This is a genomic window from Archangium gephyra (assembly GCF_042230915.1).
Lineage (GTDB): Bacteria > Myxococcota > Myxococcia > Myxococcales > Myxococcaceae > Archangium > Archangium gephyra_B.
Genome location: NZ_CP102578.1, coordinates 242,302 through 258,716, shown reverse-complemented (window position 1 = coordinate 258,716; position 16,415 = coordinate 242,302). Strand labels below are relative to the sequence as shown.

General features: G+C 70.5%; 16 protein-coding genes. 7 read left to right on the top strand and 9 right to left on the bottom strand.

The window, feature by feature from the left end:
* Positions 1-126: 126 nt before the first annotated feature.
* Positions 127-366 (bottom strand): hypothetical protein, encoded by a 240-nt coding sequence (locus NR798_RS01100; RefSeq protein WP_375769510.1) that lies wholly within the window; start codon positions 364-366, stop codon positions 127-129.
* A gap of 338 nt (positions 367-704) precedes the next feature.
* On the opposite strand from NR798_RS01100, the gene NR798_RS01095 reads away from it, so the two are divergent.
* From NR798_RS01095 to NR798_RS01080, 4 genes are all read left to right on the top strand, one after another.
* Positions 705-1,568, top strand: a complete 864-nt coding sequence (locus NR798_RS01095; RefSeq protein WP_375769509.1) for a TolB family protein — start codon at positions 705-707, stop codon at positions 1,566-1,568.
* Positions 1,568-2,215, top strand: a complete 648-nt coding sequence (locus tag NR798_RS01090; RefSeq protein ID WP_375769508.1) for a M23 family metallopeptidase — start codon at positions 1,568-1,570, stop codon at positions 2,213-2,215. The genes NR798_RS01095 and NR798_RS01090 overlap by 1 nt, the downstream gene beginning before the upstream one ends.
* Before the next feature lie 129 nt (positions 2,216-2,344).
* Positions 2,345-3,262: a phosphotransferase gene (locus NR798_RS01085; protein WP_375769507.1), complete on the top strand. Its 918-nt coding sequence runs from the start codon at positions 2,345-2,347 to the stop codon at positions 3,260-3,262.
* 70 nt (positions 3,263-3,332) lie between these two features.
* Positions 3,333-3,650 (top strand): hypothetical protein, encoded by a 318-nt coding sequence (locus tag NR798_RS01080; protein ID WP_375769506.1) that lies wholly within the window; start codon positions 3,333-3,335, stop codon positions 3,648-3,650.
* Between the two features lie 53 nt (positions 3,651-3,703).
* Here the strand turns inward: NR798_RS01080 and NR798_RS01075 are convergent, their stop codons facing one another.
* Both NR798_RS01075 and NR798_RS01070 read right to left on the bottom strand, forming a co-directional pair.
* Positions 3,704-5,341, bottom strand: a complete 1,638-nt coding sequence (locus NR798_RS01075; protein ID WP_375769505.1) for a long-chain fatty acid--CoA ligase — start codon at positions 5,339-5,341, stop codon at positions 3,704-3,706.
* A gap of 55 nt (positions 5,342-5,396) precedes the next feature.
* Positions 5,397-6,371 (bottom strand): NADPH:quinone oxidoreductase family protein, encoded by a 975-nt coding sequence (locus NR798_RS01070; RefSeq protein ID WP_375769504.1) that lies wholly within the window; start codon positions 6,369-6,371, stop codon positions 5,397-5,399.
* A gap of 244 nt (positions 6,372-6,615) precedes the next feature.
* On the opposite strand from NR798_RS01070, the gene NR798_RS01065 reads away from it, so the two are divergent.
* Entirely contained in the window at positions 6,616-6,876 is a 261-nt protein-coding gene (locus tag NR798_RS01065) for a type II toxin-antitoxin system Phd/YefM family antitoxin (RefSeq protein WP_375769503.1), read from the top strand.
* Positions 6,873-7,193, top strand: coding sequence for a type II toxin-antitoxin system RelE/ParE family toxin (locus NR798_RS01060; protein WP_375769502.1), 321 nt, complete (start codon positions 6,873-6,875; stop codon positions 7,191-7,193). The genes NR798_RS01065 and NR798_RS01060 overlap by 4 nt, the downstream gene beginning before the upstream one ends.
* Before the next feature lie 104 nt (positions 7,194-7,297).
* On the opposite strand, the gene NR798_RS01055 is transcribed toward NR798_RS01060, so the two are convergent.
* The 3 genes from NR798_RS01055 to NR798_RS01045 form a co-directional block, all read right to left on the bottom strand.
* Complete coding sequence (locus NR798_RS01055; RefSeq protein ID WP_375769501.1) at positions 7,298-9,148, bottom strand: S8 family peptidase; 1,851 nt, start codon at positions 9,146-9,148, stop codon at positions 7,298-7,300.
* A gap of 131 nt (positions 9,149-9,279) precedes the next feature.
* Positions 9,280-9,735, bottom strand: a complete 456-nt coding sequence (locus NR798_RS01050) for a PD-(D/E)XK nuclease superfamily protein (RefSeq protein WP_375769500.1) — start codon at positions 9,733-9,735, stop codon at positions 9,280-9,282.
* 23 nt (positions 9,736-9,758) lie between these two features.
* Positions 9,759-10,484: a DNA-methyltransferase gene (locus NR798_RS01045; RefSeq protein WP_375769499.1), complete on the bottom strand. Its 726-nt coding sequence runs from the start codon at positions 10,482-10,484 to the stop codon at positions 9,759-9,761.
* Positions 10,485-10,611: 127 nt separating this feature from the next.
* Here NR798_RS01045 and NR798_RS01040 point away from each other — a divergent pair, with 127 nt between their 5' ends.
* Positions 10,612-11,967, top strand: coding sequence for a Kelch repeat-containing protein (locus NR798_RS01040; RefSeq protein WP_375769498.1), 1,356 nt, complete (start codon positions 10,612-10,614; stop codon positions 11,965-11,967).
* Positions 11,968-12,178: 211 nt separating this feature from the next.
* Here NR798_RS01040 and NR798_RS01035 read toward each other — a convergent pair whose 3' ends face one another.
* The 3 genes from NR798_RS01035 to NR798_RS01025 all read right to left on the bottom strand — a co-directional run bounded on the left by NR798_RS01035 (position 12,179) and on the right by NR798_RS01025 (position 16,276).
* A complete protein-coding gene (locus NR798_RS01035) occupies positions 12,179-13,543 on the bottom strand; it encodes a hypothetical protein (protein ID WP_375769497.1) in 1,365 nt (454 codons plus the stop codon).
* 243 nt (positions 13,544-13,786) lie between these two features.
* Positions 13,787-15,655, bottom strand: coding sequence for a glycoside hydrolase family 15 protein (locus NR798_RS01030; RefSeq protein WP_375769496.1), 1,869 nt, complete (start codon positions 15,653-15,655; stop codon positions 13,787-13,789).
* A 96-nt stretch (positions 15,656-15,751) separates the two neighbouring features.
* Positions 15,752-16,276, bottom strand: coding sequence for a GNAT family N-acetyltransferase (locus tag NR798_RS01025; protein WP_375769495.1), 525 nt, complete (start codon positions 16,274-16,276; stop codon positions 15,752-15,754).
* Positions 16,277-16,415 lie beyond the last annotated feature (139 nt).

Below are 16,415 nucleotides of genomic sequence, written 5' to 3'. Positions count from 1 at the left end.
CACCGAAGCACCGAAGCACCACAACACCGAGGCACAGGAGCACTGAAGACCCGAGCCCCCCACTGTCCCCTCGCCCTCCGGGAGAGGGTCGGGGTGAGGGTGCCACGTGCCCCGGGTTGTGCTCCCTTACGAGCGGGAAGAGGACCGGGAGTCGCGGGCCTCGGGAGCACGGACGGTCTGCGCGTCGGTGGTGAGCTCGCGGGTGCGGTGAAGCGGGAGGATGAGGGCGGCGAGCTGGGCGAGGATGAGGCCCAGGGACATGAGGGCGGTGCCGCCGGGGTTCCACCGCTGAACCAGGAAGGCGCTCGTGGCCATGAGAATCCCGACCACCATCGCGAGCCACATCACCTTGGTACCCACCTTCATCGCGCCGACCTCCAGATAAGAGCGGAGGAGGGCAATGCGACGCGCGTGCCACCGGGGGCCGCCTCGGGAGACGCGCGCCCCAGGGGGCCTCCGGGGCGATCCGCCACAGGAGCGGGTGCGGCATTCTGGGAGCCTGTGGCGTTCCGCCACAGCCGGCCGGGCCCCGGGTTCCTCCAAACGGAAAACATAGCCAGACAAATCTTCCACGGAAAAATCCCGACTCGTTTGTTTGTAATCCCCACACAAAAAATCCCAACCCAACTGTTTGTACCCAAAGCCTTTCAAATAATCTCAGAACCGGTTAATCAAGGACTCCCCCAATTCCCCCAAGGAGCCGGATGAGAAAGCTATTTCTGTCCATTGCGGCGCTGACGCTGGCGGCGTCCAGCGCATCGGCGGCGGACCGCATGAACCCGTCGGATCTCCGCCGTATCGAGAAGGCGCGCGAGCGCATCGTCCCCGCGGTCGCCAAGGAGTTCGGTCCCAAGGCCCGGTTCGTCCACCTCTTCGGCCAGGGCCGCAACATGATGGCGGGCATCATCGCCGAGATTCCCGAGAACGCGCCGGCCACGGACGACGTGCCGCTGCTGGCCATCGTGGCGTACGACGAGCCGACCGGCGCGGTGCGCGTGGTGGACCGCGAGTTCAAGTACCGTGAGGCCCGCGCGGTGGGTCCGAACGTGGCGCTGCTGGACGGCCAGGGCAACCTGCGCCTGCGCGAGCCCAACGGCCGCGAGCGGGTGCTGGCCCAGAAGGTGGGCGGAGATCTCTTCCCGACGGCCAAGGGTGACGCCCTGGTGGCCACGCTGGTGATGGCGGACGAGGGGCACGAGACGTCCGTGGGCATCATCGACCTGAACGGCCGCGTGAAGGTGCTGGCGGATGGGCCCGGCATCGACGCGACGCCCAGCATCTCGCCGGATGGCAAGACGGTCGTGTTCGTGTCCGGCCGGACCAGCGTGGCCTCGTTCTTCGTCACGACGGTGGACGGCGCGGCGCCCCGGCAGCTCACCAACGTCGGGTTGGACAACACCAAGCTGTTCGGCGGCGCGCCGGAGGGCTTCGTCCCCCCGCCCGTCTCCAGCCACCACATGGAGTGGGTGAGCGACGACGTGCTCCGCTACAACGCGGGCGGCGGCGAGTTCTGGAAGCTCAACGTGCGGACGGGCCAGGCGGCTCCGGACCTCGGAGGTGAGAAGTGATGAACACCCTGAAGAAGCTCTCCGCGGCGCTGCTCTTCGCGCTGCTGGCCCTGCCGTCGGTCTCCTCGGCGCAGACGATGTTCCGCTTTCCCATGTCGCAGCTCGCGGACCAGTGTGGCAACGGTGGCTGCACGCCGAGCGCGTACAAGGATTACGGTGGCCGGGACTACGCGTGTGGTGGCGTGCGCTACTCCGGCCACACCGGCACGGACTACGCCCTGGTGGGCTCGTTCAGCAAGATGGACTACGGCGTGTGGGTGATGAACGCCGCCTCGGGCGTCATCGAGTCCTCGGTGGATGGCTACTACGACCGGTGCAACTACTGGAACCAGTCCAACCCGTACGCCGCCTGCGGCCTCTACACGGCCAACTACATCATCATGCGGCACGCGGATGGCACCAAGAGCAAGTACTGGCACCTGATGAAGTACACGCAGCAGTACGGCGTGAATACCTCCCTGTCCTGTTCCTGGTGGATCGCCCGGGCGGGCTCGTCCGGCGCCTCCACCGGCCCGCACCTGCACTTCGAGTACTGGGTGCCGGGCTACGGCACCGATGACCCGTACGCGGGCTCGTGCGGCACGCCCTACACGCGGTGGACGTCGCAGGGCGCCTACCGGGGCCTGCCCGGCATCGCCTGCCAGTAGCGGGGACGTGTGAAGCGGGGAGACCGGGGCTTCTGGCTCCGGTCTCCCGCTGTGCGTCCTGGATGAATGCCTCACAGCCGTACGCGGCGCCCTCCACCTCGGGATACAAGACCGAGAGGAGGGCGCACGATGGCACCGGTCTGGGAAGCAGACGTCAGCCTGACCCGCGAGGACGCGGCCGGGCTGGTGGAGCGGCAGTTTCCGGAGCTGGCCCCGGCGCGGCTGGAGCACCTGGGGACGGGCTGGGACAACACGGCGTACACGGTGAATGGACGGTGGGTGTTCCGCTTCCCGCGCCGGAAGCTCGCCGCGGGGCTGCTGGAGAACGAGGCCCGCATCCTGCCCCGGCTGGCGCCCCACCTGCCGCTGCGCATCCCCGAGCCGGTGTGGCACGGCCAGCCCGAGGGGGACTACCCCTACCCCTTCGCCGGCTACGCGCTGCTGCCCGGTGTCACCGCCTGCGCCGTGGCGTGGACGCCCGGGGAGCGGCTGCGCAACGCCGCGGCGCTCGGGCGGTTCCTGGCGGCGCTGCACGGCCTTCCCGTGAATGACGAGACGCTCGCGCGAGGCCCGGGAGACGAGCTGGCCCGCGCCGACCTGCGCCAGCGCGCGCCGATGATTCTCGAGCGGCTGGCGAAGGTGGAGGGGGACGAGCCGGAGGTGGACGGAGCGGCGGTGCGCGCCCGGCTGGCCCGGCTGGTGGACACGCCGCCCTGGGAGCGCCGGGCCTGCTGGGTGCACGGCGACCTGTACGCGAGACACCTGCTCGTGGACGCGCACCACACGGTGACGGGGGTGCTCGACTGGGGAGACGTGCACCTGGGAGATCCGGCGCTCGATCTGACGCTCGCCTTCACCTTCCTCCCGCCGGAGGCGCGCGGCGCGTTCCGCGAGGCCTACGGCGTCATCGACGAGGCCACCTGGGACCGGGCGCGCTTCCGGTCCTTCCACTACGGGGTGGCGCTGCTGCTCTACGGGCGGAGCGAGGGAGACGAGGCGATGAGCCGGGTGGGCCGGGACGCGCTCCGCTACGGCCTCGCCGGCTGAGGGGTGGGCTGGAATCGTTCACGGGACAACGCTTAACCTCGGAGGGAACCAGCTCGAGGGGGAGACCACCATGAACATGAAGCGGATCCGCAGTTTCGGCGTGTTGTCGTTCGGCAAGTACCTGGCGGTCTTCAACGCCTTCATGGGCTTCCTCATCGGGCTCATGTACGGCGGTTTCCTCATGCTCTTCAGCGCGATCGGCGCCGCCGCGGGCGGGAAGGAGGCCGGGCCCCTGGCCGCCCTGGGCATCGGCGGAGGCATCGCCGCCATCATCTTCATCCCCATCCTCTACGCCCTGTTCGGCTTCATCGGCGGCGTCATCGCCACGGCCTTCGCGAACCTGGCGCTGAGGATGACCGGCGGGCTCGAGCTCGAAATCGAGGACTGAGCGCCGTCCTCCGGGGGCTTCCACGCGGGAAGCCCCAGCGGCCGCGGGAGCCGTCAGGTGCTCTTGCGCTGCTGTTCGAGCAGGTAGTTGCCGTAGTCCTCGCGCAGCTTCGTCTTGAGGAACTTGCCGGTGGAGGTGCGCGGAATCTGCGGGATGAAGACGTAGTCATCCGGCAGCCACCACTTCACGAAGCGCTTCTCCAGGTGGGCGGCGAGCTCCTCCTTGGTGGCGGACTGGCCCGGCTTGAACACCACGGCGGCCAGCGGGCGCTCGTCCCACTTGGGGTCCTTCGCGGCGAACACGGCGGCCTCGAGCACGGCCGGGTGGGCCATGAGGGCGTTCTCCAGGTCCACGGAGCTGATCCACTCGCCGCCGGACTTGATGACGTCCTTGGAGCGGTCGGTGATGCGCACGTAGCCGTCGGCGTCGAGCGTCACCACGTCCCCCGTCTTGAACCAGCCATCCGGGGTGAAGCGGTCCGCGCCCTCGCCGCCGTAGTACGAGGAGGCCACCCAGGGCCCGCGCACCTCCAGCTCGCCCATGGTCGCGCCGTCCCAGGGGAGCACCTGGCCCGCGTCACTCACGTGGCGCACCTCGACGAGCGGGAGGGCATAGCCCTGCGTGGCGCGGAGGGCGAGCCGCTCGGACTGAGGCAGGTGCTCGTGCTGGCGGCGCGGGCGCGCGAGCGTGCCCACCGGGTTGAGCTCGGTCATGCCCCAGGCATGGGTGACGACGAGGCCATGGCGGTGGAGGAAGCCGTCGATCATCGCCGGAGGCGCCGCCGAGCCGCCGATGGCCATGGTGCGCACGGAGCGCAAGTCCCAGCGCTTCGGCTCCTGGTCGAGCAGGGCGAGGATGCCGAGCCAGATGGTGGGCACGCCAGCGGCGAGGGTGACGCGCTCGTCGGCCATGAGCTCCAGGAGCGAGGTGGGGTCGAGGTGGGGCCCGGGGAAGACGAGCCGGGCGCCGGTGAAGACGGCGGCGTGGGGCATGCCCCAGGCGGCGGCGTGGAACATGGGCACCACGGGGAGGATGGCGTCCTGCTCGCCGATGCCGAAGACGTCGCTCGTGCACAGGGCGAGCGCGTGCAGCACGCAGGAGCGGTGGGTGTAGAGGACGCCCTTGGGGTTGCCGGTGGTGCCAGAGGTGTAGCAGAGCATCGCCGCGGTGCGCTCGTCGAGCGCGGGCCAGGCGAAGGCGTCCTGCTCGGGCTCGAGCAGCTTCTCGTAGTCGAGGCGGCCCTCGGGGGCGGGGCCGTCGTCGGGGATGACGATGACGTGCTGGATGGAGGGGACGGAGGCGATGAACTTCTCGAGCAGCGGCAGCAGCGAGCGGTCCACGACGACGACGCGGTCCTCGGCGTGCCGGGCGATATAGCCGAGGTCGTTGGGGTGGAGGCGGAGGTTGAGGGTGTGGATGACCGCGCCCATGGAGGGGACGGCGAAGTAGAGCTCCAGGTGGCGGTGGTGGTTCCAGCTGAGCGAGGCCACGCGGTCGCCGGGCTTCACCCCGAGCCGGGTGAGCGCATGGGCGAGCTTGCAGGTGCGCCGGTAGAAGTCGGCGTAGGTATAGCGGTGGAGGGACTTGTCCGGCTGGCGGCTGACCACTTCCGAGCGGCCGAAGTAGGTGCGGGCCCGCTCGAGGAAGTGGGTGAGCGTGAGCGGGAAGTCCATCATGCGTCCGGTGAGCATCGGTGCATCCCCTCTGAGGCGAGTAGGGCACCGATGCTACCTCCAAACGCGCGGGTCACCCCTCGCGGATGCGCAGCACCACCTTGCCGGTGGCCCTGCGGGCGTCCAGCTCGTTCAGGGCCTGGGCGGCCTGCTCCAGCGGGAACACCTGCCCCACCACGGGCTCGACGAAACCCTTGTCCGAGAGCGAGGCCAGCCCCTTGGCGATTTCGGCCGTGAGCTCGGGCTCCTGCATGATGAAGGCGCCCCAGGCCACGCCCACCACGTCCACGTTCTTGAGCAGCAGCCGGTTCACCTTCACCTCGGGAATCCGCCCGCCCGCGAAGCCCACCACGAGCAGCCGGCCCTCGGGGGCGAGGCACTTGAGGCTCAGGTCGAAGATGTCGCCGCCCACCGGGTCCACCACCACGTCCACGCCCCGCCCCTTCGTCGCGTCCTTCACCCGCGACACCCAGTCCCCGCTGGCCAGGAAGGCCTTGTCCGCGCCCGCGCTGCGCGCCACCTCCGCCTTCTCCTCGCTGCTCACCACGGCGAACACGCGGGCACCCGCGCCGCGTGCCACCTGGATGGTGGCCGTCCCCACGCCACCCGCGGCGCCGTGCACCAGCACCGTCTCGGCCGTCTTGAGCCGGCCGCGCCGGTGCAGCGCGAAGTAGGCCGTGTGGTAGTTCATCACCGTGCCCGCGGCGGCCTCGAAGCTCCAGCCCTCGGGCATGCGGAACGTCATGCCCGGCGGCGCCGCCACCACGTCCGCCCAGCCCCCGAGCATGGTGAAGGCCATCACCTTGTCGCCGGCCTTGAAGCCCGAGCCCGCCGGAGCGCTGCGCACCACGCCCGCCACCTCCACGCCCGGCACGAAGGGCAGCGGCGGCTTCATCTGGTACTGGCCCTTGGTGAGCAGCAGGTCCGGGAAGCTCACCCCGGCCGCCCTCACGTCGATGAGCACCTGGTCGCCCGCCTCGGGCTCCGGCACGTCCACCAGCTTCAGACCCTCGGGACCGTCCAACCGCTCGAGCTGCAACGCGCGCATGGTGTTGCTCCCCCGGCCCGACCATGCGGGCCGCTCGGACTGTAGGGCGGGCACACTACCCCGTCCGGAACGGGCGCGCCCGAGTGAAGCTCCACCGGCGGGCAGCCAGGCGATCGCGTGGACGTCCAAGGCGAAACGGGGCTCCTTCCAAGCCCTGGAAGAAGTCCGGCTTCGGGTCTATCTTCAGACCATCAAGATGACCTTCCGGGTGACCATGAAACCGCTCCATGTCTCAGAGGACATCTTGCCGATCGCCGACTTCAAGGCCCGTGCGTCCGAGGTGGTGCGCCGTTTGAGGGAACACCGGCGTCCGGTGGTCATCACCCAGAGCGGAAAACCGGCCGCCGTGCTCCTCTCCCCGGAGGAGTTCGACCGGCTCACCTACCGCGCGCGCTTTCTCGAGGCCGTGGGTGAGGGCCTCGCCGATGCGGAGGCGGGCCGAGCCGTCTCCGACGAGGAACTCGGCAAGCTGTTGGATGCGGAGTTCGGCAAGCTCAAGCCGTGAGCCGCAGGGTCCGCGTCCGGTGGACCCACCGGTCCATCGAGGATCTGCTCGCCATTGGCCGCTACATCGCCGAGGACGATCCACGTGCCGCACGGCAATGGGTCGAGCGCTTGCGGCAGCGAGCCACCGAGGCAGCGGCAACGCCCAAGGCGGGGCGCCGTGTACCGGAGGTCGAGCGTGAGAACATCCGTGAGGTGCTGCTGCGCTCCTACCGCATCGTGTACCGCGTGCTCCGGGACGAAATCGAGGTCCTGACGGTCTTCGAGGGACATCGCCGCCTACCGGGAGACGCCATTCCGGGAGACGACGAGGGCTGAGCGCGGCTCCGTCCGAAACGGACGCGCCGCAGGTTCACGGAAGCAAGGGCGGATGCCCCTCTCCCGTGAGCCCGCGGCGCGGGGTGCTTCAGGTGCCCGTCAGGCTAGTAGTACCAGCCGATGAGCGACACGTTGGAGAAGCTGAAGTTCGGGCTGGGGAAGAGCTTGATCTTCGGCCGCAGCTCCACGAACCACGTCCCGGGCGTCGCGCCACCCTTGAAGCAGCTCTCCGTGTTGCCGCTGGCCGCCGAGGAGCACTCCGCGCCGAAGCCGGGCACGCCGCCGGACCGGGCCGACACGTCCACGTCCCCCGAGCCATTCCAGGTGTCGAACCGCACGTTCGTGTACCCCGCCGGCATGTCCATCGTGAAGTACTTGCGCTCGAAGAAGCCGCCGCTGATGCCGTGCTGCGAGACGCCGTTGGAGAGCGGGTTGCTCCACACGCTCGCCAGGCTCATCCCGGAGTAGGTGTTGTAGGCGCGGACCATCACGTACCAGGTGCCGGCCGGCGGGTTGAAGAAGGTGCAGGTCTCGTTGTTGCCGCCCCAGTACGGCCGGCAGGACCAGCTGCTCAGCGTGGGCAAGGAGCCGAACTGCACGTACAGGTCGGCGTCGCCCGCGCCGCCGGTGATGAAGAAGTCGAGCCGGGCCTGCCCCGCCGGGACGGTGATGGAGTGGTACTGCACCTCGTTCCAGTCGTGGCCGAGGCCCGTGTACGCGGCGCCGTTGGCGAGGCCCTCGCCGATGAAGCCCGTGTACAGCAGGCGGTTGGGCGAGCCCGTGCCCGGGTTGCCCACCACGTTCGGGGTGGCGCGCTCGGTGATCATGCTCGCGACGGCGGCGGGCGAGGCGCCCGGCACCACGCGCAGGTAGCGCGCCACGGCGCCCACCACGTGCGGGGTGGCCATGGAGGTGCCGCTCATGGTCGCCGTGGCGTCATCGGCCGTGTTGTAGGCGGACAGGACGTCCACGCCCGGGGCGAACAGGTCCACGCAGGTGCCCCAGCTGGAGAAGTACGCCCGCTGGTCGGCGCTGTCGGTGGCGCCCACGGTAATGGCCTCGGCCACGCGCGAGGGCGAGCGCAGGCAGGAGTCCTGGTTGAAGTTGTTGGCGGCGACGACGTACGTGACGCCCGCGTTGATGGAGTTGCGGACGGAGTCATCCAGGGCCTGCGTCGCCGGATACTGGAGGCTCATGTTGGCGACGGCGGGCTTGACGTGGTTGGCCGTCACCCAGTCCACGCCGGCGATGGCCTCCGAGGTGCTGCCGTAGCCGCCGCAGTCGATGACGCGCACGCCGTGCAGGTAGACGCTCTTGGCCACGCCGTAGGTGGTGCCGCCAATCGTGCCCGCCACGTGCGTGCCGTGCCCGTTGCAGTCATTGGCGCCATTGCCATCGTTGATGGCGGTGAAGTCCGCGCTGGCATAGCCGCCGAAGTCGGTGTGGCTGGCCCGGATGCCCGTGTCGAGGATGTACGCGTGCACCGTGGAGCCGCTCGCGGTGTACGTGTACCCGGCGTTGAGCGGCAGGTTGCGCTGATCCACGCGATCCAGGCCCCACGGCGGGCTCGCCTGGGTGGTGGCGCCAATGGCATAGCTGCGCGAGTCCTCCTCCACGTACTTCACCGCCGGGTCCACGGAGAGCGCCCGCGCCTGGGCCTCGGACATACGCACGGTGAAGCCTCTCAGCGCGTGCTCGAACGTCCGCGACACGCTGCCGGCATAGCGCGAGGCCAGGCCCTGGGCGACGTCGGGCACCTTCTCGGCGGCCAGGCCCGGCGCGCTGTCCTTGAGCACGACGATGTACTGGCCAGGGATGGCGTTCTCCGCCCGCAGGAAGCTCGCGGTGGTGCCCAGCTGCGACGCCTCATCCGCCTGCACCTGCCCGGCCTCTCCGGCCTGCTCGGCCCCGCACGCGGAGAGCGTGAGCAGGGCCGCCGAAAACACTGCCTTCATCGGACGCATTGTGACCCCCAGTGTGTGTGCGGGCCTCCATACCCTCACCATTTCCAGGAAGTCAAGGAAGTGACGTATTCTTTACGTTCCAAGGAAATGTGAACTGATGAACGTGGAAGGACAGACGCCGCTCAGAGCGCCACGCGCTTCTTGCCGCGCACGAGCACGTCCCACCACTTGAAGGTCATGGCGAGCAGGGAGTCCAGCTCGCGTGTGTCCTGGGAAGGCGCGAGCGTCTTGGAGCCGGGCAGGCAGTAGGCGGCGATGGGCGAGGCGGAGAGGATGTGCAGAATCCCCTGGGAGAAGCCGTCCCCCGCGTAGACGACGCAGACGGGAATCCGCATGCTCTGCAGGTCCTGCAGGGCGAAGGGAATCTTCTCGTCCACGGTGCCCACGCTGCCCTGGTACTTGCACTCGATGGCGAGCGCGGTGCGCGTGGTGGGCTCGAGCACGAAGATGTCCACGCGCCGGCCGCGCCCGGTGAGCGTCTTGCCGACGTACACCTCGCGGTACACCTTCACCCCGCGCGAGGCGAAGTTCTTCACGATGTATCTGGCCACCAGGTCCGCGTATTCGTGTCCAGTCATCCGTGCCTCCCCCGTCTGGCCGCTCACCCGCTCCGGGCCAGACACGGCCCTGGCGAGTCCGCGGGCTGCTCGGGCAGCGCGCCCTCGGCGCGCAGGCGCAGATGGGAAATCTCCAGCGCCTCGTCGCAGATGTCGGTGCCATGGAAGTCCCGGCCGAGCCGCACCGCCGCCACGCCCACCGAGCCCGAGCCCATGAAGGGGTCCACCACCACGTCCCCGGGCGCGCTGCTCTGGCGGATGAGCACCTCGCTGAGCGCGGGAGGCTTCTCCGCCGGGTAGCCCCGGTGCACGCGGGGCACGGGCAGCACGTCCGCCACGCCCAGGTCGCTCAGCCGCCGCCGGCCCTTCTCGAAGAAGAGGATGAGCTCGTAGCGCGAGCGGTAGTGATAGCCCATGCCGATGTGCTGCTTGTCCCAGACGATGGGCTTCCAGAAGCGGAAGCCCGCGGCCTCGGCGAGCGGCTTGGCGACGAACATCGTCTCGGGGTCGCAGAAGAGGTAGAAGTGCGAGTCCCGCTTGAGCACGCGCCAGACCTCGGCGAAGAGCTCGGGGAAGCGCGCGTTGGGGAAGATTTGAAACCAGAGGTTGCTGGACGCCTTGCTGCGCTTGAGGCGCGTGGTGGTGCCGATGGCGCGGTGCTTCTCGAGGGACTCGTAGGCGGGGTCGGTGATGACGAGGTCCACCGAGGACTCCGGCAGGGAGCGGAGCCACTCGACGGCATCACTGTGCGACAGGCGGTAGCGGGACATGGAGGTGTGCACCGGGGACAGCCGGGGCGAGGGCCAGCGTACCCAGGCAGTATGACATCCCCCACCGCACGCCCTCCTCCACGGGTCGGGCGAGATATCCAGGAACGATCAGATTACGGTGCGGCGCATGAACCCAATGACCCGACTCACCGTGTTGCTGTGCGGGCTGTCCGGCCTGACGGCGTGCCTCATCGAGCCCGAGATGCTGCGCATCACCAGCAGCTCCCAATCCGCTCCACGCATTCCCGGGGGGCAGACCGTCACGCTGCGCATCCAGGTCGACGCGGAGGATGGAGCGCCGATCTCCTACGACTGGTCGGCCCCGGTGGGAAGCATGGGGACCCCCGAGAACGCGGCCACCGGGAGCGAGGTCGTCTGGACGGCCCCGCCCTGCCCCTCGGCCGAGCCGGAAGTCACCATCACGGCCACCGCCACCGTGGAAGGGGGCCTCTCCGGCGCCAAGGCCTTCCGCGTGGGCCTGGACTGCGGGGCGTGGAAGGCCACGGGCGGCATGCGCACCACCCGTGCCGGCCATACCGCCACGCTGTTGCCCTCGGGCCAGGTGCTGGTGGTGGGCGGCGTGACCACGGGCAACCTCTACAGCGCCACCGCGGAGGTGTACGACCCGGCCACCGGCACCTGGACGCTCACGCCTGAGATGAGCGTGGGCCGCTCCGGCCATATCGCCACCCTGCTGCCCTCGGGCCAGGTGCTCGTCTCCGGCGGCCTCGGTCAGCGAGGCATGCCCAACACGGCGGAGGTGTACGACCCGGGCCAGAACACCTGGTCCCCCACCGGCACCATGACCTCGCCCCGCGTCGGGCACGCCGCCGCCCTGTTGCCCTCGGGCAAGGTGCTCGTCTCCGGCGGCAGCGGTGGCACGGACATCGTGGCCACGGCGGAGGTGTACGACCCGGCCACCGGCACCTGGGCTCCCACCGGCACCATGACCCTGGCGCGCACCAGCCATACGGCCACCCTGTTGCCCTCGGGCAAGGTGCTCGTCGCCGGCGGCCCCGGTGTCACCACGGCGGAGGTGTATGACCCGGCCACTGGCACCTGGTCCTCCGCCGGAGCCCTGAGCGCCATCCGCGGTTCGCACACGGCCACCGTGCTGCCCTCGGGCAAGGTGCTCGTCGCCGGTGGGCGCCAGGCCATCCCCTCCCACGCCACGGCGGAGGTGTACGACCCGGACACCGGCACCTGGAGCATCACCGGCACGATGAGCACGGGCCGGGCGAGCCACACGGCCACCGTGCTGCCCTCGGGCCTCGTGCTCGTCACCGGTGGCGCCAGTGGCAGCAGCTACTCCGACACGGCGGAGGTGTACGACCCGGCCACGGGCCTCTGGACCCCCACGGCCCGCATGACTTCCGTCCACGCCGGCCATACCGCCACCCTGTTGCCCTCGGGCGAGGTGCTGGTGGCTGGCGGGCGTGACGAGGGCGGCTACTTCTCCGCCGCCGGGCTCTACATGCCCTGATCCCTTTCAGGGAAGTGACCTGACTGTCCCCTCTCCCCTCGGGAGAGGGTCAGGGTGAGGGTATCCGAGCCTGTTCTTCAATCCCGTGGCCCAGGGTGTGGACAGGGGGTTCAACCCGGGTGCACCCGATACCCTCACCCCGTCCCTCTCCCGGAGGGCGAGGGAAAATGGCCACGGGTCAGCTCATGGTCCCAGCGGCACTCGCCGCGCCCTACGGTCCCAGCTGCAGCAGGAAGCCGTCCGGCGCCACGTAGGGCGCATCGGGCCCGTCCATGGGAGCGAGGACGGTGCCGCCGAAGTCGGTGGGGAGCTGGATGTTCCCGCCCATGACGAGGCTCCGGCCGGGCGTGACGGCGAGCGAGCGCACGTAGCGGTCCCCGAGGTAGCTGCCCCAGGGCCCCGGGCGCGCGTTCGCGAAGGTGCGGCTCCACTCATGCGCCGCATCGAGCGAGTAGCGGGCGACGAAGAGCTGGTCCAGTGGCGTCTCCATCATCGGCCCGCCGCCGAGATCCAGGTCCCCCGGGCCATTGCCGCCCACGTAGACGCGGCCTCGGGGATCCACCGTCAGCGCCCCCACGTGCGCCTCGCGCAGCGAGCGGGCCGCGCGCTCCTCGCCCCGGGCCCCCGCCACCACGAGGAACGAGGTCCAGTAGTCACGCGAGTCGGCGGTGACACTCGTCCCGCCCCAGGAGAGCTGTCCCAGGAACCGGCCCGCGGCGGCCACGTGCCCATCGGGCGATCCCCCGGCCACGAGGAGCTCGCCCTGCAGCGCGCCGAAGTCCTTGCCCCACGTCATCTCGCCCTGGGCGTTCCACTGGATGAGGAAGGGAGCGCCGATCCATCCGCTCGCGGTGGCGCCACCAGGGAAGAGCGTCCCGGTGTAGGAGCCGGCGGCCACGACGTTGCCCTCGGCGTCCACCGCGAGCCCGTTCACGCTGGCCTGGGTGCCATAGGTGGAGCGCGGCTCGGGAGAAATGGCGCGGACCCAGTCCAGGGTGCCATCGGGCAGGTAGCGGGCCACGAAGGCCTTGTCGGCGCGCTCCAACGTCTGGCCACCAAAGTCCACCGGGCCGGTGACGACACCGCCGATGGCGATGGCGCCCCGGGCATCCACGGCGAGCGCGTTGAGCAGAAGGGGGAACTCGCTGACGGGGAAGGAGCGCGCCCAGAGGGGGTTTCCGTCCGCGTCCAGCTTCGCCAGGTACGCGTCGTGCACCCACCACTCGCCGCCAAGGTGCGTGTCCCCCCGCTCGTGGCCCGCGAGGACGAGCGAACCATCCGGGCCCACGGCCAGCAGGTTCCTCACGTCATAGAAGCCGAGGCCCCACCAGCGCGAGACGTGCCGCAGCTCCCGGCTCCAGAGCAGTTCGCCCGAGGGCGCGTACTTGCTCAGCGTGAGGAGCGCGGAGCCGTCGATGGTGTCGCCGGTGGAGCGGCTGAGGACGACCAGCTCGCGGTGGGGCGTCCACACCGTGCCCTGGACGAGGTCCATCCAGGGACTGCTCACGAGCCCGGCCCACCTCACGCTTCCCGGCTCGCCCACGCCCGCCCCGAGGCCGGCCGTACCTCGAGCCACGAGTGCCGACTCCAGCGGCGGGCGTGGGGAGTCCTCCGTCCATTCCGTACCGCCGCACGCCGTCAGGGATAACGCCGAGAAGAATGCAACCACGCTGTCGCGCCACCGAGCCATGGAGTCCTCCGGAAGGAGGGGCGACGGTTGGCACCCTGCCCCGGAGGCGCAACCCCCCAAAGACAGACATCCCGCATTCAATCCCGGGGGTGGTGGGAACCCCTTAGCTCCGGGTGCGCGCGAGCACCGTCACACGTGCTCGCGCTCCACTGGCCTGGAGGCCCGCGGGGACGAGGCCAGCCTCCAGCGGCGGCGCTCCTCGGCCTGAGCAATCGCCCACGCCGCGTTCACCAGACCGATGTGGCTGAAGGCCTGCGGGAAGTTGCCCAGCAGCTCTCCGCTCTCGGGCTCCACCTCCTCGGACAGCAGCCCCACGTCGTTCACGTGCTCCACCGCCTGCGTGAACGTCTCGCGAGCCCGCTCCACGTCGTCCGCCAGGGCGTAGGCCTGCGCCAGCCAGAAGGTGCACAGGAAGAACGTCCCCTCCTCGCCCGCCAGCCCGTCCTCCGCCCGGTAGCGGTACACGAGCCCGCGCGCATCCGTGAGGTCCGAGGCGATGACGTCCAGGGTGGCGCGCATCCTCGGATCGCTCGCGGGCAGGAAGCCGACGATGGGCATCATCAGCACCGACGCATCCAGCACGTCCGAGTCGAAGGACTGCGTGAAGGCCCCCACCTCCTCGTTCCACCCGTGCTCCAGGATGGCCGCGCGGATGTCGCGCCGCACCCGCTTCCAGCGCGCCACGCGCTCGGGGTCCGCGCCCAGCATGTCCTTCAACGCGAGCGCCCGGTCCATCGCCACCCAGCACATCAGCTTCGAGTAGAGGTGGTGCCGCGGCGCGCCCCGCATCTCCCAGATGCCCTGGTCCGGCTCGGCCCAGCGGTCCGCCGCCGAGTCCGCCAGCGTCCGCAGGAACCGCCGCCCGGCCGCATCCAACATCTCCAACTGCGGCTCGAGCCGGTGCGCCGCCGCGAGCACCTCGCCGTAGACGTCCAGCTGCCGCTGCGACCAGGCGCCATTGCCCACCCGCACCGGCCAGCTGCCCCTCCACCCCGGCAGGTGCGGCAGCACGCGCTCGCTCAGGTCGTGCTCGCCGCCAATGCCAAACATGATTTGAAGGTCCTCCCCCCGGCGCATCTGCGTCATGGCCGAGGTGAGGAAGTCGAAGAAGAGCCAGGCCTCGTCGGGGCAGGCGGCCACCCAGAGCGCCTCGAGCGTGAGGCTCGCGTCGCGCAGCCACGTGTAGCGGTAGTCCCAGTTGCGCTCGCCGCCCACCGACTCGGGCAGCGAGGTGGTGGGCGCGGCGACGATGGCGCCCGTCGGCTGGAAGGTGAGCGCCTGCAGCACGCGGCCGCTGTGGTGCACCAGCTCGCGCCAGGGGCCCTCGTAGTTCTGGTGCATGTCCGACCAGCTGCGCCACCCCTCCACCGTGTCCTGCAGCCACGCGTGAAGCTCCTGCTGGCTCCGGGCGCGCGACGGCGGCGCCCACGACGTGCGGTGCTCCAGGGCGAAGCACACCGACTCGCCCGCCCGAAGCGTGAAGCGCCCGGACGCGTTGCAGTCCGCCAGGCGCAGGCGCACCGGCGAGGACAGCCGCAGCCGGTCCGCGCCCCCCTGCGCCAGCACGCCGCCCTCCACCTCGCGCAGCAGCGGGTGCACCAGGCCGTACTCGGGCCGCGGGGCGAAGTCCGTCTCGAACTCCACCTGGCCCTCGACGCACATCACCCGGCGCAGCACCATGCCGGGCGCGTGGGCCCCCAGCTCGTGCTCGCGGTTGCCGCGCCCCAGCGCCAGCGCCTCCACCTGCACGGCGATGCCGGTGGGCGTGTGGTGCAGCGTCTCCAGGACGAGCGTGCGTTCGAGGTAGCGCCGGTGCGAGCGCCCCTTCACCGGCCGCAGCACCCAGTGCCCCGCCTCCGCGCCCAGCAGCCGGCCGAACACGGCGGGTGAGTCGAAGCGGGGAAAGCACAGCCAGTCCACCGAGCCCCGCCGGCTCACCAGCAGGGCCGAGTGGCAGTCGGACAGCAGTGCGTAGTCGGAGATGGGCGGCGCGCGCATGGTGTCCCCCGGTGGGTCCGCGTTCGCCCTGAATCTAGGCACGCGCCCCGGGGGACCCCGCCCTCTCCCCAGCAGGAGGGAGAGCGGGCACTTGCCTCAGTCCTCGAACCTCAGCACGAAGGCCTCGAGGTACACGGCGGGCGTGTCCAGGTCGGCCGAGGGCTCGCGGGTGAAGCCCCGGCGCTGGTACATGCGCGCCACGCCCGCCGCGCCCCGGCGCACGTGCAGGCAGACGGCGGGCACGCGCCACTCCCGCGCCCACCGCTCGGCTGCCTCCAGCAGCGGGATGGACAGGCCCTGGCCGTGGAGCTCCACCGCGGTGGCCAGGTGCCGCAGGTCCGCCGCGCCCGGCAGCCACGCCTCCGAGCCGGGTGCGCCCGGCGGCCACAGCGCCACCGTCCCCACCACACGGCCGTCCAACTCGGCCACCAGCACCTTCGCCACCGCGCGTTTGCTCGCCGTGTCCCGGAGGCTCCGCTTGCGCTCTTCCGTGTACACCACCTCGGGTAGTTTCTTGGCGTACTGGGTCACGAACGCCTCCACCAGCAGCTCGCCGATGGCCGCGTCGTCCTCGGGCCGCGCCTCGCGGATGACCACCCGCTCCAACAATTCCGTGCTCATGCGAGGGCCCCTCTACCATGACCCCATCTGTCTCGGACTCCAGGGCTCCCTTCCGCACTGCCGGTGACACCCCCGCGCGATGACCCACCTGTTGGGTACCGGGTGACCCGGAGAGTCCCCGGCTACCCCGGCCCGAGGA

Bases quoted from the DNA above. Each gene is read 5' to 3' on its own strand.
- NR798_RS01030 (WP_375769496.1), bottom strand. From the start codon at position 15,655: ATGCGCGCGCCGCCCATCTCCGACTACGCACTGCTGTCCGACTGCCAC.
- NR798_RS01080 (WP_375769506.1), top strand. From the start codon at position 3,333: ATGAACATGAAGCGGATCCGCAGTTTCGGCGTGTTGTCGTTCGGCAAG.
- NR798_RS01090 (WP_375769508.1), top strand. From the start codon at position 1,568: ATGAACACCCTGAAGAAGCTCTCCGCGGCGCTGCTCTTCGCGCTGCTG.
- NR798_RS01055 (WP_375769501.1), bottom strand. From the start codon at position 9,148: ATGAAGGCAGTGTTTTCGGCGGCCCTGCTCACGCTCTCCGCGTGCGGG.
- NR798_RS01085 (WP_375769507.1), top strand. From the start codon at position 2,345: ATGGCACCGGTCTGGGAAGCAGACGTCAGCCTGACCCGCGAGGACGCG.
- NR798_RS01070 (WP_375769504.1), bottom strand. From the start codon at position 6,371: ATGCGCGCGTTGCAGCTCGAGCGGTTGGACGGTCCCGAGGGTCTGAAG.
- NR798_RS01050 (WP_375769500.1), bottom strand. From the start codon at position 9,735: ATGACTGGACACGAATACGCGGACCTGGTGGCCAGATACATCGTGAAG.
- NR798_RS01095 (WP_375769509.1), top strand. From the start codon at position 705: ATGAGAAAGCTATTTCTGTCCATTGCGGCGCTGACGCTGGCGGCGTCC.
- NR798_RS01040 (WP_375769498.1), top strand. From the start codon at position 10,612: ATGAACCCAATGACCCGACTCACCGTGTTGCTGTGCGGGCTGTCCGGC.
- NR798_RS01100 (WP_375769510.1), bottom strand. From the start codon at position 366: ATGAAGGTGGGTACCAAGGTGATGTGGCTCGCGATGGTGGTCGGGATT.
- NR798_RS01075 (WP_375769505.1), bottom strand. From the start codon at position 5,341: ATGCTCACCGGACGCATGATGGACTTCCCGCTCACGCTCACCCACTTC.
- NR798_RS01025 (WP_375769495.1), bottom strand. From the start codon at position 16,276: ATGAGCACGGAATTGTTGGAGCGGGTGGTCATCCGCGAGGCGCGGCCC.
- NR798_RS01045 (WP_375769499.1), bottom strand. From the start codon at position 10,484: ATGTCCCGCTACCGCCTGTCGCACAGTGATGCCGTCGAGTGGCTCCGC.